General features: G+C 72.7%; 12 protein-coding genes. 2 read left to right on the top strand and 10 right to left on the bottom strand.

Annotation, left to right across the window (positions count from 1 at the left end):
* Positions 1-62 precede the first annotated feature (62 nt).
* Positions 63-1,256, top strand: a complete 1,194-nt coding sequence (locus IOD14_RS04610; RefSeq protein ID WP_249125830.1) for a methyltransferase domain-containing protein — start codon at positions 63-65, stop codon at positions 1,254-1,256.
* Here the strand turns inward: IOD14_RS04610 and IOD14_RS04605 are convergent.
* The 6 genes from IOD14_RS04605 to IOD14_RS04580 all read right to left on the bottom strand — a co-directional run bounded on the left by IOD14_RS04605 (position 1,234) and on the right by IOD14_RS04580 (position 9,004).
* Positions 1,234-3,273, bottom strand: coding sequence for a cell wall-binding repeat-containing protein (locus IOD14_RS04605; RefSeq protein ID WP_249125829.1), 2,040 nt, complete (start codon positions 3,271-3,273; stop codon positions 1,234-1,236). The two genes, IOD14_RS04610 and IOD14_RS04605, sit on opposite strands and share 23 nt — an antisense overlap.
* A 113-nt stretch (positions 3,274-3,386) precedes the next feature.
* Positions 3,387-4,691 carry a sigma-70 family RNA polymerase sigma factor gene (locus tag IOD14_RS04600; RefSeq protein WP_212669705.1) on the bottom strand — a complete coding sequence of 435 codons (1,305 nt, stop codon included), beginning with the start codon at positions 4,689-4,691 and terminating at the stop codon, positions 3,387-3,389.
* 61 nt (positions 4,692-4,752) lie between these two features.
* Entirely contained in the window at positions 4,753-5,109 is a 357-nt protein-coding gene (locus IOD14_RS04595) for a YciI family protein (protein WP_123991136.1), read from the bottom strand.
* A 135-nt stretch (positions 5,110-5,244) separates the two neighbouring features.
* Positions 5,245-6,654, bottom strand: a complete 1,410-nt coding sequence (locus IOD14_RS04590) for an FG-GAP-like repeat-containing protein (protein WP_212669704.1) — start codon at positions 6,652-6,654, stop codon at positions 5,245-5,247.
* Between the two features lie 106 nt (positions 6,655-6,760).
* Positions 6,761-7,750 (bottom strand): LCP family protein, encoded by a 990-nt coding sequence (locus tag IOD14_RS04585; RefSeq protein WP_249126245.1) that lies wholly within the window; start codon positions 7,748-7,750, stop codon positions 6,761-6,763.
* Positions 7,751-7,927: 177 nt separating this feature from the next.
* Entirely contained in the window at positions 7,928-9,004 is a 1,077-nt protein-coding gene (locus IOD14_RS04580) for a LacI family DNA-binding transcriptional regulator (protein ID WP_123991134.1), read from the bottom strand.
* A 132-nt stretch (positions 9,005-9,136) separates the two neighbouring features.
* Here IOD14_RS04580 and IOD14_RS04575 point away from each other — a divergent pair, with 132 nt between their 5' ends.
* On the top strand, positions 9,137-11,434 hold the full coding sequence (locus IOD14_RS04575) for a glycoside hydrolase family 3 N-terminal domain-containing protein (protein ID WP_123991133.1): 2,298 nt from the start codon (positions 9,137-9,139) through the stop codon (positions 11,432-11,434).
* 9 nt (positions 11,435-11,443) lie between these two features.
* On the opposite strand, the gene IOD14_RS04570 is transcribed toward IOD14_RS04575, so the two are convergent.
* From IOD14_RS04570 to tsaB, 4 genes are read right to left on the bottom strand one after another with little or no spacing between them, the layout of a single operon-like run.
* Positions 11,444-11,695, bottom strand: a complete 252-nt coding sequence (locus tag IOD14_RS04570) for a hypothetical protein (protein ID WP_123991132.1) — start codon at positions 11,693-11,695, stop codon at positions 11,444-11,446.
* On the bottom strand, positions 11,692-12,777 hold the full coding sequence (tsaD, locus tag IOD14_RS04565; protein ID WP_123991131.1) for a tRNA (adenosine(37)-N6)-threonylcarbamoyltransferase complex transferase subunit TsaD: 1,086 nt from the start codon (positions 12,775-12,777) through the stop codon (positions 11,692-11,694). Before tsaD ends, IOD14_RS04570 begins: the two co-directional genes overlap by 4 nt.
* Positions 12,770-13,276, bottom strand: a complete 507-nt coding sequence (gene rimI, locus IOD14_RS04560; RefSeq protein ID WP_123991130.1) for a ribosomal protein S18-alanine N-acetyltransferase — start codon at positions 13,274-13,276, stop codon at positions 12,770-12,772. Before rimI ends, tsaD begins: the two co-directional genes overlap by 8 nt.
* Positions 13,273-13,929: a tRNA (adenosine(37)-N6)-threonylcarbamoyltransferase complex dimerization subunit type 1 TsaB gene (tsaB, locus tag IOD14_RS04555; RefSeq protein ID WP_212669703.1), complete on the bottom strand. Its 657-nt coding sequence runs from the start codon at positions 13,927-13,929 to the stop codon at positions 13,273-13,275. The genes rimI and tsaB overlap by 4 nt, the downstream gene beginning before the upstream one ends.
* Positions 13,930-13,959 lie beyond the last annotated feature (30 nt).

The following is a 13,959-nucleotide window of genomic DNA, read 5'->3' as shown; positions in this document are numbered from 1 at the left end:
CGCGGCCGGGCCGACACCGCCGCCGGAGGCGGACCGTCCACCGACTGGCCCACAATGACCCGGTGAACGACCTCGCCCCCCTCCTCACCCCCGAGGGCCGTGCCCTCCTCGACGAAGTGCGCGGCACCGCCCCGGCCGACGAACTCGCCGTCGCCACCCGGCTGCGCCGTGAGCACCCCGCCGAACTGGTCTCCGCCGCGCTCGGCCAGGCCCGGCTGCGGCAGCGGGCGGCCGTGAAGTTCGGGGCCGAGGACGCGGGGCGGATGTTCTTCACCCCGAACGGGGTCGAGCAGGCCACGCGGGCGAGCGTGGCGGCCTATCGCGCCGAGCGCTTCGCCGCGCTCGGGGTGCGGTCGGTCGCCGACCTGTGCTGCGGGATCGGCGGTGACGCGATCGCGCTGGCCCGGGCCGGCATCCGGGTCCTCGCGGTGGACCGGGACCCGCTGACGGCGGCGGCCGCGCGGGCGAACGCGGACGCGCTGGGACTCGCCGGCCTGATCGAGGTGCGGGAGGCGGATGTCACGGAGGTCGACACGGCCGCGTACGACGCCGTGTTCGTGGATCCCGCGCGGCGGGGCGGCCGGGGCCGCATCTTCGATCCGGAGGCGTACTCGCCGCCGCTGTCCTGGGCCGTGCAGGCGGCCCTGAAGGCCCCGCACGCCGCGCTGAAGGTGGCGCCCGGCATTCCGCACGAGGCGGTGCCCGCGGAGGCCGAGGCGGAGTGGATCTCCGACGGCGGGGACGTGAAGGAGGCGGTGCTGTGGTTCGGCACCGCGCCGGAGGCGGTCCGGGCGACCCTGCTGCCGGGACCGCGGACCCTGCTCGGCCGGGGTCTTCCCGACCCCGAGGTCCGGCCCGTCGGGCGGTACTTGTACGAGCCCGACGGCGCCGTCATCCGCGCCCATCTGGTCGCCGAGGTGGCCGAGGAGGTGGGCGGCGGACTGCTGGACGCCACCATCGCGTACATCACGGCCGACACCCTGCGGCCGACGCCGTACGCCACGGCGTACGAGATCACCGATCGACTCCCCTTCAACGTCAAGAAGTTGAAGGCCCTGCTGCGGGAACGCGAGGTCGGGATCCTGACCGTGAAGAAGCGGGGGTCGGCCGTCGAGCCGGAGGAGCTGCGGCGCAAGGCGCTGCCGAAGCCGCAGGGGCCGCACTCGGCGACCGTGTTCCTGACCCGGGTCGCGGGGGCGCCGACCATGCTGATCGGCGCCCCCGCCGGGCCGCCTACTGGTGCTGGACCGTCCTGAGCGACTCCAGGTGCGGGTCGGCGCCCACCGGCCCGGTCCGCGCCGCGGTGGCGCTCCGGACCTCCTCGCCGGTGCGCAGGGCGCTCATGCGGGCGCCGGCCGGCTCGTCGCCGTTGCGGAACGGCGTGTAGACGACCTGTGCGCCGTTCGCCGCGACCGAGGCGCCCGCCGAGGAGAGGGTGCCCGCCGAGAGGTTGCCGGTGCCGCCGAAGGCGATCACGGAGTTGGTGCTCGCGGACTCGCGCAGCAGATAGCTCGTCAGCTCGGACGAGAGGCTGGCGCGGGAGGTCCACAGCAGCGGCCCGAAGACGTTCATCGCCCCGGCCGCGGACAGTCCGTCGCGCCAGGAACTGGAGTAGGCGAGGGCGACGTTGCCCGGCGTGCTCCACCAGAACTTGGCGACGGCCACCGAGAGGGCCGCCCGGGTCTTCCCCGAGATCGGGTAGTACGAGTACGAGGAGGGCCACCGCGAGAAGTTCGTGTGGGTCAGCGCGTACCGGGCGTCCGAACCCACCGGGATGACCATGGTCTTGTTGGGGTTCAGACCGTTGAGGTACGACTTCACCGACGACGTCAGCGTCTTGCCGTTGGTCAGGACCAGACCGCCCGCGCTGCTCGTGCCGTCGGCGCCGGCCGCGGCGGCGGCGGGGAGGGACGCGTAGGCGTCGGTGCCGGAGGCCAGGAAGACGTACTTCGGACTGGTGGTGATCGTCTTGGCGACGGCGACCGAGGTCGTGAAGCGGTCCGCGCCGGTCAGCCGCTTGGGCGTGAAGCCGAGGGACTTCACCTGAGAGGTGACCGCGGAGCTCAGGACGGACGTGTTGCCGAGGAGGTAGACGTTGGCGCCCCGCTTCAGCACCCGCTTCAGCTCGGCCTTCACCGCCGCCGACAGCCCGCCCTTCGGGGTCGCGAGGACCGGCCCCTGCTTCTTGCCGGCCAGCGCGGGCGCGGTCAGCGAGTACGCGGTGCTGTCCTGGTTGGTCAGCACGGCCGCCTTGGCGTCCATCAGGCCCGGCACGCTGGTGCCGACCTTGTTCCAGGTCCAGCGGGAGGCCGCGACGACGGTCGGGGTGCTGCCGGAGCCCCAGATCCGGGCGGTGTTGTTCTTGCGCAGCGGCTGCCAGCTGGGGTTGCTGCCCTGCGGGGTGCCCGGGACGGCCGTGCGCTCACCGGTGGCCACGTCGGCGTACTCGGTGGTCTGTACGTCGGTGCTGTCGCCCGTGGTGTGCGCGTCGAAGACGATGCGCTTGCCGGTGGGCGACCAGGACGGGTTGGCGGCGTAGCCCGGGCCGGTGGTGAGCTGCTCGACGCCGGTTCCGTCGGCCTTGGCCGTGAAGATCTGCTGCTTGCCGTCGGCGTCGGCGCGGACGAAGGCCAGCCTGCTGCCGTCGGGCGAGTAGGCGGGCTGCCCGGCGTCGGTGAGGACCCGCTTGACCGTCTTGGCGGACGGGTCGTACACGTACACGCCGGCGTTGTCGTAGCAGCCGTAGTTGATACGGCGTTCGAAGGCGACCGTGCCGGACGGGCTCACCGTCGGGTCGGTGTCGCAGACGGTGGACGGCTCCAGGGCCGACGACAGCAGCGGGCGGGGCGCCCAGGAGGCGTCGGAGGGGCCGTAGGCGAGCTGGCCGCCGGTCGAGAAGACGACGTAACGGCCGCCCCACCAGAAGGTGAGGTCCTGGTACTGGGCGCTGGAGCGCATTCCCTCCGCCCAGGGCAGGTCGAACTTCGCGCCGCCGCTGGGGCGGATGCTGCTGATCTGGCTCCAGGAGGTGACCAGCCGGCTGCCGTCCGGGGCCCAGGCGGCATACCAGCCGGCGGTGTTGGGCACCGCGGTCTGCTTGCCGGTGGCGGTATCGACGAGCACCGGGCCGTCGGTGAGGATCCGGCCCTCGGTGCCCGGCCAGGGCCCCGCGTCGTCGGCGGCGGCGCCGGGAGCGGCGGCCAGGGTGCCCACCGCGGCGAGCGCCGCCGCGGTCGCGAGCGCCGCGGCACGGCGGCGCATGGACTGTCTCAAGTTGTCGTCCCCCCATGGGATGTCACAGCCCCCGCACAGGGGGCCACGTCACTTTAATTCGCAAGGAAACAGGGGGGAACCGAGTTACTGGTAAACGCCTGTGCGAATTCAGGTCAAGATCCGCACTCCCGCGCCCGCTCGAGGAGCAGCTCCCGCTCCCGTTCGTTGCGGGTCAGCGCGGCCGCCCGTTCGAACTCGGCCCGCGCCTCCGTCGTACGGCCTAGGCGGGCGAGGAGGTCGCCGCGGACGCTCGGCAGCAAGTGGTAGTCGAGCAGGGCGGGTTCGTCGGCGAGCGCGTCGACGATCTCCAGGGCCGGGCCCGGTCCCTCGGCCATCGAGACCGCGACCGCGCGGTTGAGTTCGACGACCGGGGAGGGGGCGCGGGCGGCGAGCAGGGCGTAGAGGGTGGCGATGGCGGGCCAGTCGGTGTCCTCGTAGGAGTACGCGTGCGCGTGGCAGGCGGCGATGGTGGCCTGCAGGACGTAGGGGCCGGGGGCGCCGGATGGGGGTCCCCCCGGTCGAGCGAACCCGAGAGCGGGGGAAGTGGCCTCCGCGCGGGACAGGGCTTTGATGCCGCGCGCGATGAGCATGCGGTTCCAGCGGCTGCGGTTCTGGTCCCTGAGCAGGACGGGTTCGCCGCGCGGTCCGGTGCGGGCGGCCGTCCGGGAGGCCTGGAACTCCAACAGGGCCGCGAGGCCGTGCACTTCGGGTTCCTTGGGCATGAGCGCGGACAGCAGACGGGCCAGGCGCAGGGCGTCCTCGCACAGGGAGGGGCGCAGCCAGTCGTCGCCGGCGGTGGCCGCGTAACCCTCGTTGAAGATCAGGTAGATGACGTCCAGGACGGAGCCGAGGCGGGCCTCGCGGTCGGGGCCGTAGGGCACCTCGAAGGCGATGTTCTTCGTGGCGAGGGTCCGCTTGGCGCGCACGATGCGCTGGGCGACCGTGGCCTCCGGGACGAGGAAGGCGCGGGCGATCTCGGGGGTGGTCAGACCGCCGAGCAGGCGCAGGGTGAGGGCGGTGCGGGCCTCCGCCGACAGCACCGGGTGACAGGTGGTGAAGACGAGCCTGAGCAGGTCGTCGTCGATGTCCTCGGGGTCGGCGGGCTCCTCCGGCGGGGCGGTCTCCGACAGGTCCCGGCCGATCTCGGCCAGCTTGCGGGCGTAGTTCTCGCGGCGGCGGACCAGGTCCACGGCACGGCGGCGCGCGATGGCCATGAGCCAGGCGCCCGGGTTGTCGGGGACGCCGTCGCGCGGCCACTGCTCCAGCGCGGCGACCAGCGCGTCCTGGGCGAGTTCCTCGGCGATGCCGACGTCCCGGACGACCCGGGTGACGCCGGCGATGACGCGCGGGGACTCCATGCGGAAGACGGTCTCGACGGTGGAGCGGGCGTCGGTGCGGGAGGGCTGTGAGGTGGTCACAGCCCCCCATTCGACACCGTTGCGGCCGTACGGCCAAGGAAGACGAACCGATCCTGCCGGCTCAGCCCTCCACGATCTCCCGCACCTCGCAGGTGACCGTCCAGTGCTCCTCGTGGACCTTCAGGAAGCGCTTGGTCCACTCGATCGCCTCGGCCATGTCCTTGGCCTGCACGATCGCGTACCCCCCGACGACCTCCTTGGCCTCGGTGAAGGGCCCGTCGGTCACCGACAGCTCGCCCTTCTCCCAGCGGACCCGGGCCCCCTGCGCGGTCGGCATCAGCCCGGCGGTGTCGAGCAGCACACCGGCCTTCGTCATCTCCTCGATCAGCTCGCCCATCCGCTGCATGAGCGCGTCGCTGGGACCCTCGGCGGGAGCGGTCTTCTCGTCGATCTGGACCATCGACAGGTAACGCGGCATGGTGACTCCTCGGTCGCTGCGGGGCCGGTCCTTCCCGGCCTCTCACCAGTGCGTCGATCGGGAGAGGCCGGGATCGACAGACCCCGCGGATTTCTTCGGAGTTTTTTCCGGCCCCTCAAGCAGGGGCCTGACCTGCTACGACAGCGAGCCGCCGAACGTCGCCCGCTCGACCGGCGCCCCGACCGTGCGGGGCCCGAAGGTGAACGCCGCGTCCGTCACGATGCCCGTCGGACGCCCTCGCAGCGACCAGACCGCGCCTTCACCGCTGTTCCCGCCTTCGACCATGTTCTCGCGGGACGCCGCCGCCGCGAGGTCCGCGTAGGCGTTGCCGTTGATGTCGAGGACGCTGACCGCGTCGCCGAAGTTGTCGCTCGCCTCCGCGGCACCGGGGACGCCGTCGGTGTCCTGGGTGAAGCCCTGGGCGCCCGTGCCGGTCAGGCCGTCGCGGCTGCCGTAGAGGACGTTGACCATGCCGGCCCCGTCCTTGTCGCCGAGCTTCTCGCCGGGCGCGCCCACGGCCACGTCGGCGTAACCGTCGCCGTTGACGTCACCGGCGGCCACCGCGTAGCCGAAGGCGTCCTCCTCCTCCTTGCCGCCGGGGACCCCCTCGGTGTCCTGGCTGTACGACTTCCAGGTCGACGCCGGCTTCAGGCCGGAGGCGGAGCCGAGGGCCACGGTGACCGTGGAGTCGTTCGGGACGCCCCGGACGACGTCGTCGAAGCCGTCGCCGTTGACGTCGCCGAAGGCCACCTTGCCGCTGCCCTCGGGGCCCGCGGCATAGGTGAAGGCGCCTCCGGAGGCGTTGGCCACGTAGAGCTGGGAGCCGATGCCGCCGTCGCCGGTGTAGACGGTCAGCGCGAGATCGTCGCGGCCGTCGCCGTTGACGTCACCGGCGGCCGCGTACATCACGTCGTAGGGGTCCACCTTGGTCGAGCCGAAGTCCTGCGTGGCGGTCGGCTTCCCGGTCCTGGAGATCGGGCCCCGCCAGACGGTGGCCTTGGTGCCGAGCGGGTCGTCGCCCGAGGCACGGCCGCCGCGGAACAGGACCAGGTCCGGCCAGCTGTCACCGTCGAAGTCGCCTGCCTGGGTGGTCGCCGCGGGCACGGACACGCCGCCGGACAGGCCCTCCTTGGCGCCCCAGACGACGACCGCGTCCCGGGTCGAGGAGGCCTGACCGATGATCAGGTCGGTGCGCCCGTCGCCGTCCAGGTCCCCCGTGGACAGCTGGTAGCCGAAGTTCTCGCCCGCGGCGGGATCGCCCGGGATCCCGCTGGTGGAACGGCTGATGATGGTGCGGTGGTCCTTGGTCAGGCCGTGCGGGCCGCCGTACATGACGGTGACGTAGCCCGCCCCCTGCTTGCCGCCGACCGTGGCGATCGGGGCGCCGACGGCGAGGTCCTTGTAGCCGTCGCCGTTGAAGTCGTCCTGGACGGCCTTCGATTCGTCCGCCGCGGCGCTGCCGGCGAGGGCGGGGATCCCGCCGAGCGCGAGCACTCCGGCGATCAGCGGTACGGACCAAGCTTTGTACGAACGCGAGTTGGACATCGGTGTTCCCCCTGGTTACTGCAGTGTGGTCACCGCAACAGACACCACTGGACGCCCGCTGGTTGCAACAGGCGTCCAGATTTTCGGTGCACACGTCAGCGAGAACTCAGCGGAGCGACTCCCACAGCTCACTCGCCGCCGGTTCCTTCGCCACCACCCGGTTGGGGTTGGAGGGCGCGGTCACGACCGGCATGGTCACGGTCTTCACCTCGTCGCTCGACAGGCCCTTCAGGCTCTCGCCGAGGCTCATCAGTTCGGTCAGGGAGTCGAGGCCGGTGTCGGTGGTGAGGCTGCCGGTGATCGCGTCGGCGACGGAGTACAGCTTGGTGGGGCTGGTCAGCAGGTTCGTCGAGGAGATCTGCTCCAGCAGGGCCTTCACCAGCTTCTGCTGGAGGCCTATTCGGCCGAGGTCGCTGCCGTCGCCTATGCCGTGCCGGGTGCGGGCGAGCGCGAGGGCCCGCTTGCCGTCCAGGTGGTGGGTGCCCGCCTTCAGGTGCAGGTGACTGTCGTCGTCGTCGATGTCCTCGTCGGTGGTCACCGTGACCCCGCCGAGGGCGTTCACCAGCTTCGCGAAGCCGGAGAAGTCGATCTCGATGTAGTGGTCCATGCGGACGTTCGTGATCGACTCGACGGTCTTGACCGCGCACACCGGACCGCCCACCGCGTAGGCGCTGTTGAACATCGCGCCGTACGACACCGCCGTGGAGCCCCCGCTCTCCAGGGGGCACGACGGGCGGGTGACGAGGGTGTCGCGCGGGATGCTGACCACGGTGGCTTTGGTGCGGCCCGCGTCGACGTGGACGACCATCGCGGTGTCGGACCGGGCCCCGGTGCTGCTGCCGCCGCCGAGCGCCTGGTTCTCCTTGCCGCTGCGCGAGTCGGAGCCCAGGACCAGGATGTTGAGGGCCTCGGTGGGCAGCGCCGCCTCCTCCTGCGAGGCCGTGGGGGTGGGCGTCACCTTGGCGGGGCGGTCGTCGCCGAGCGCGCTGTTGATGTCGACGCTCTTGATGTTGTTGTTGAGGTGCCAGTAGACCCAGCCGGCCGTCCCGGCGCCCAGCACCAACAGGCCTGCCAGGGTGAGGCCGGCGGCCTTCATCAGTCTCGGCCGCCGGCCCGTCCGTCTGTCCTCGTCGTCTCCGCTCACAGGGAGGAACGTAAGTCCGAATTATTACGAGGAACGCCTCCGGGCCGACTTTCTTCGGAAAATCTCAGACTTCTCAACCGGCGCGGGCCGCCTCTCGCAGCGCCTCGAAAGTTTCGACCATGCAACCGATCAGCTTCGGAGGGGTGTGGCCGGAGGCGCCCCCGTGCTGCTGCGCACCACCAGGCTGGTCGCCAGTTCCACCCGCGTCGCGGCCGGGGTCTCGCCGTCCCGGCCCAGGTCGAGCACCAGCTTGGCCGCGGCCTCGGCCATCTCGGTCAGCGGCTGCCGTACGGTCGTCAGCGGCGGCCCCACCCAGGGCGCCACCGGAAGGTCGTCGAACCCGACCACGCTCAGGTCCTCCGGGATGCGCAGTCCCAGTTCGCGCGCGGCCTCGTACAGACCGAGCGCCTGGAGGTCGTTGCCGGCGAAGACCGCGGTGGGCCGGTCCGGGCGGCGCAGCAGCTCCAGGCCCTGCCGGTAGCCGGTCTCGTGGTGGAAGTCGCCGGGCATGATCAGCTCGGGGTCGACGGGCAGTCCGGCGGTCTCCAGGGCGGCCCGGTAGCCGTCGACGCGGGCGCGGCTGCACATCATGCGGGACGGTCCGCTGATCGCGCCGATCCTGCGGTGCCCCAGCTCGACCAGGTGCCGGGTGGCGGCGAGCCCGCCCTGCCAGTTGGTGGCGCCGATGGAGGGCACGTCGGCACCCGGGTCGCCGGCCGGGTCCATCACCACGAACGGGATCGACCTGCTGCCCAGCAGTGCGCGCTGGGACTCGTCGAGCCCGGAGAGCACGAGGACCACCCCGTGGGGGCGGCGGGCGGCGACCTGGTCGGCCCAGGTGCGCCCGGGGGTGAGCCGTCCCGCGCTCTCGCTCAGCACGACACTGAGCCCGGCGTCGCGGGCCACGTTCTCCACGCCGCGGATGACCTCCATCGCCCACGCGCTCTCCAGCTCGTGGAAGACCAGGTCGATCAGGGGCGAACGGCTGGCCTCGGCGCGCCGGCGCCGGTAGCCGTGCGCGCGCAGCAGGTCCTCCACGCGGGCGCGGGTCGCGGGCGCGACGTCGGCACGGCCGTTGAGGACCTTCGAAACTGTCGGCGCCGAGACGCCGGCCTCCCGGGCGATCTCGGCGAGGGTCGCGGTCTGCTGCGACCGTCCCACCGCAGGGGAAGTCGTCCGGGTTTCAGCGGGCTCCGGGGGTGTCATGGCGGCGATCGTATCCCTGCGCGACCTCTTGACGAACCCTCCTGACGGCCCTAGGTTCCCAAAACATTCGGATTACATATCGAAACATTCGCGAGGTTCGTCGACCCGACAGTCGAGCCCGACAGGAGTTACATGACCACCGCGCCCTGGCGTGACCCCGCCCTGACCGCCTCCGCCCGTGTCGACGACCTCCTCTCCCGGATGACCCTGGAGGAGAAGACCGCCCAGCTCTACGGCGTGTGGGTGGGCGCCGACACGGACGGGGACGGAGTCGCCCCCCTCCAGCGCGAGATGACCTCGGACTACGACTGGGACGAGCTGATCACCCGGGGCCTGGGCCAGCTCACCCGCCCCTTCGGCACCGCCCCCGTGGACCCGGCGCTGGGCGCGCAGGCACTGGCCCGCGCCCAGCGCCGTATCGCCGAGGCCGGGCGCTTCGGCATCCCGGCCCTGGCCCACGAGGAGTGCCTGGCCGGCTTCACCACCTGGCGGGCCACCGCCTATCCCGTCCCGCTCGCCTGGGGCGCGAGCTGGGACGCCGAACTGGTCGAGGAGATGGCCGGTGCCATCGGCCGCGACCTGCGCGCGGTCGGCGTCCACCAGGGCCTGGCCCCCGTCCTGGACGTCGTCCGCGACCCGCGCTGGGGACGGGTCGAGGAGACGATCGGCGAGGACCCGTACCTGGTGGGCACGATCGGCGCCGCGTACGTCCGGGGCCTGGAGCGGGCCGGGATCGTCGCCACGCTCAAGCACTTCGCCGGGTATGCCTCCTCGGCCGGCGCCCGCAACCTCGCACCTGTGCGGGCGGGGGTGCGGGAGTTCGCCGACATCACCCTGCCCCCCTTCGAGTTCGCGCTGCGCGAGGGCGGGGCCCGCTCGGTGATGGCCGCGTACACCGACACGGACGGCGTCCCGGCCTCCGCCGACCCCGGCCTGCTGACCGAACTGCTGCGCGAGGAGTGGGGGTTCACCGGCACGGTGGTCGCCGACTACTTCGGCGTCGGCTTCCTGCAGAGCCAGCACCGGATCGCCGGCACCGAGGCGGGCGCGGCCCACGCGGCGCTGGCGGCGGGCCTCGACGTCGAACTGCCGACCCTCAAGTGCTACGGCACCCCCCTGATCGAGGCCGTCCGCGCGGGCGAGGTCCCCGAGTCGCTGATCGACCGGGCGGCCCGCCGGGTCCTGCTCCAGAAGTGCGAGCTGGGCCTCCTGGACGAGGACTGGAACCCCGAGCCCACCGAGCGCATCGACCTCGACTCGACGGCGAACCGCGCCCTGGCCCGCCGTCTCGCCGAGGAGTCGGTGGTGCTCCTGGACAACCCGGACGGCCTGCTCCCGCTGGCCCCCGACACCCGGATCGCGGTCGTCGGCCCCCGCGCCGCCGACGCCCTCGCCATGCTGGGCTGCTACTCCTTCCCCTCCCACGTCCTCACCCATCACCCCGACATCCCGATGGGCATCGAGATCCCCACGGTCCTTCAGGCGCTGCGCACCGAACTCCCCGACGCCAAGGTGACGTTCACCGAGGGCTGCGGGGTCGACGACCCGGACACCGCCGGCTTCGAGGAGGCGGTGGCCCGCACGGCCGAGGCGGACGTCTGCGTGGCGGTGCTCGGCGACCGGGCGGGCCTGTTCGGCCGGGGCACCTCGGGCGAGGGCTGCGATGTGACGGACCTGCGACTGCCCGGCGTGCAGGGCGAGTTGCTGGACTCGCTGGTGGCGACCGGCGTCCCGGTCGTGCTGGTCCTGCTGACCGGCCGCCCCTACGCGCTCGGCCGCTGGCACGGCAGGCTCGGCGCGGTCGTCCAGGCCTTCTTCCCCGGCGAGGAGGGTGGCCCGGCCGTCGCGGGTGTGCTGTCGGGCCGGGTGAACCCCTCGGGCCGCCTCCCGGTGAGCGTCCCGCAGCTGCCCGGCGGCCAGCCCTGGACCTACCTCCAGCCGCCGCTCGGCCTCGCGGGCGAGGTCAGCAACCTGGACCCGACCCCGCTGTACGCCTTCGGGCACGGACGCTCCTACACGGAGTTCGTGTGGGAGGACTTCGGGGGAACGGCCCCCGAGCTCACCACGGACGGCACGTACGACCTGTCCCTGACCGTGCGCAACGCGGGGGACCTGGCGGGCGCCGAGGTCGTCCAGCTGTATCTGCACGACCCGGTGGCCTCGGTGACCCGCCCGGACGTCCGTCTGGTCGGTTACCGGCGGCTGGAGCTGGCCCCGGGCGAGTCCCGTCGCGTGACCTTCCGCTTCCACGCCGAGCTGTCGGCCTTCACCGACCGCAGGGGCCGCCGCGTCGTGGAGGCGGGCGACCTGGAACTGCGGCTGGCGGCATCGAGCGCGGACGTCCGGCACACGGCACGGCTGCGGGTCACGGGCCCGGTGCGGGAGCTGGGCCCGGACCGCCGGCTGCGCTGCGAGACGGCGGTGTCGTAGGAGCCGCCGTCACCGCACGGTCTCGAACCGCCAGCGGTGCACCGCCCGGGCCACCAACGCGCCGTCCGGCTCGGGCAGTTCGGGCAGCTCGGCGTCGTAGGCCGCGTCCCACCAGGTGATGACCAGGACGCGGTCCTGCGGTGCCCGCAGGGTCTCCCGCCGCAGGGGTCGTACGGGAAGCTCCTGGCGGCGGGCCCAGGCGAGCAGTTCCTCGCCGCGGCCCTCCGCCGCCCGGGCCTCCCACATCAGCGCGACCGTCACGAGTACAGGTTCTCCTTGCTGACCTCGTGGACGTGGTCGTGGCCCGGCACATGCGGGTCGGTCACCGGCAGGGAGGAGTCGGCGGAGAGGTCCCAGCTGGAGGCCGGGCGGTTGCGGGCCACCATCTCCGCGCCGAGGGCGGCGACCATCGCGCCGTTGTCGGTGCACAGCTTGGGCCGCGGGACCCTGAGCCGGATCCCGGCCGCCTCGCAGCGCTCCTGGGCCAGGGCCCGCAGCCGGGAGTTGGCGGCCACACCGCCGCCGATCATCAGGTGGTCGACGCCCTCGTCCTTGCAGGCCCGCACGGCCTTGCGGGTCAGCACGTCCACGACCGCCTCCTGGAAGGAGGCCGCCACGTCACGCACCGGCACCTCCTCCCCCGCGGCCCGCTTCGCCTCGATCCAGCGGGCGACGGCCGTCTTCAGCCCGGAGAAGGAGAAGTCGTACGCCGGGTCGCGCGGTCCGGTCAGTCCGCGCGGGAACGCGATCGCCGAGGGGTCGCCCTCGCGCGCGTACCGGTCGATGACGGGACCGCCGGGGAAGCCGAGGTTCAGCACCCGGGCGATCTTGTCGAAGGCCTCGCCGGCCGCGTCGTCGATGGTGGCGCCCATCGGCCGGACGTCGGAGGTGATGTCGCTCGACAGCAGCAGCGAGGAGTGCCCGCCGGAGACGAGCAGCGCCATCGTCGGCTCGGGCAGCGCCCCGTGCTCCAGCTGGTCGACGCAGATGTGGGAGGCGAGGTGGTTGACGCCGTAGAGCGGCTTGCCGAGGGCGTAGGCGTACGCCTTCGCGGCGGAGACCCCGACGAGGAGGGCACCGGCGAGTCCGGGACCGGCGGTGACGGCGATGCCGTCGAGGTCCCTCGCGGAGATCCCGGCCTCCTTCAGGGCGCGCTCGATGGTCGGCACCATCGCCTCCAGGTGGGCCCTGCTGGCCACCTCCGGCACCACTCCGCCGAAGCGGGCGTGCTCGTCGACGCTGGACGCGATGGCGTCGGCCAGCAGGGTGGTGCCCCGGACGATGCCGACGCCGGTCTCGTCACAGGAGGTCTCGATACCCAGGACAAGCGGTTCGTCAGCCATTGATCTCGGTTCCTCGTACGGAAGTTGAAGGGTCGGTGAGGCGCATCACCAGGGCGTCCACATTGCCCGGCTGGTAGTAGCCGCGCCGGAACCCGATGGCCTCGAAGCCGAAGCGCTCGTAGAGCTTCTGGGCGCGGATGTTGTCGATCCGGCACTCCAGCATCACTTCGGCGCACTCGAAGGCGGTCGCGGCCCGCAGCAGCTCGGTCAGCAGGGTCGCGCCGAGTCCGGTGCCCCAGTGGTCGCGGGCGACGGCGATCGTCTGGACGTCGGCGAGCTCCCCGGCGGAGGCGAGGCCCGCGTAGCCCACGATCCGCCCGTCGTCCTCGGCCACCACGTACCGCCGGGTGGCCTCGGGGCCCCGGGAGTGGGCGAGTTCGGACCAGAACATGCCCCGGGACCAGGCGTCCTCCGGGAAGAGGTCCTTCTCCAGCTCCAGGACGGAGTCGATGTCCCACCACCGCATCTCGCGCAGCACGGGAATCACGGGTGCGGTCACTTGGGGGTGACCACCTTGTAGTTCTTGGGGACCTGGGCGTCGGGCCGCCGCAGATACAGCGGCCGCGGGGCGGGCAGTTCCTCACCGGCCGCGATCCGTGCGGCGGCGAGGGAGGCGAGCGCGGCGGCGGAGACGTGCTCGGGGTCGCGGGCGTCGGGGAAGGTGTCGGGGTAGAGCAGCGCCCCGGCGCCGACGGCGGGCAGTCCCTCGACCTGCTCGGCGATGTCGGCGGGCCGGTCGACGGAGGGTTCACCGACCCGGGTGCGGGGGTCCTCGTACCGGGCCCAGTAGACCTCCTTGCGCCGTGCGTCGGTCGCCACGACGAAGGGTCCCTCGTCGAGGCCGGAGGCGTAGGCGAGCCCGTCCAGGGTGCACATCCCGTGGACGGGGATCCCGAGGGCGAGCCCGAAGGTGTCGGCGGTCATCAGCCCGACGCGCAGTCCGGTGTAGGGCCCGGGTCCGGTTCCCACGACGATCCCGGTGACGGCGTCCAGCTTCACCCCCGCGTCCGCGAGCACCCGGTCGACGGCCGGAAGGAGTAGTTCCCCGTGCCGCCGCGCGTCCACCCGACCGGCGGAGGCGACGACGTCCCGCCCGTCGTGCAGAGCGACGGTCACGGCGGGGGTGGCGGTATCCAGAGCGAGCAAGAGCACGCAAACAGCCTACGGCTCCCGGGGGCCCCG

It is taken from the genome of Streptomyces sp. A2-16 (assembly GCF_018128905.1).
In the GTDB taxonomy this organism is placed as follows: domain Bacteria; phylum Actinomycetota; class Actinomycetes; order Streptomycetales; family Streptomycetaceae; genus Streptomyces.
The sequence above is the reverse complement of the archived record's forward strand: the minus strand, read 5'-3'. Positions and strand labels throughout refer to the sequence as shown.

Bases quoted from the DNA above. Each gene is read 5' to 3' on its own strand.
- IOD14_RS04595 (WP_123991136.1), bottom strand. From the start codon at position 5,109: ATGCCGCGTTACCTGTCGATGGTCCAGATCGACGAGAAGACCGCTCCC.
- IOD14_RS04590 (WP_212669704.1), bottom strand. From the start codon at position 6,654: ATGTCCAACTCGCGTTCGTACAAAGCTTGGTCCGTACCGCTGATCGCC.
- IOD14_RS04585 (WP_249126245.1), bottom strand. From the start codon at position 7,750: ATGAAGGCCGCCGGCCTCACCCTGGCAGGCCTGTTGGTGCTGGGCGCC.
- IOD14_RS04580 (WP_123991134.1), bottom strand. From the start codon at position 9,004: ATGACACCCCCGGAGCCCGCTGAAACCCGGACGACTTCCCCTGCGGTG.
- IOD14_RS04575 (WP_123991133.1), top strand. From the start codon at position 9,137: ATGACCACCGCGCCCTGGCGTGACCCCGCCCTGACCGCCTCCGCCCGT.
- tsaD (WP_123991131.1), bottom strand. From the start codon at position 12,777: ATGGCTGACGAACCGCTTGTCCTGGGTATCGAGACCTCCTGTGACGAG.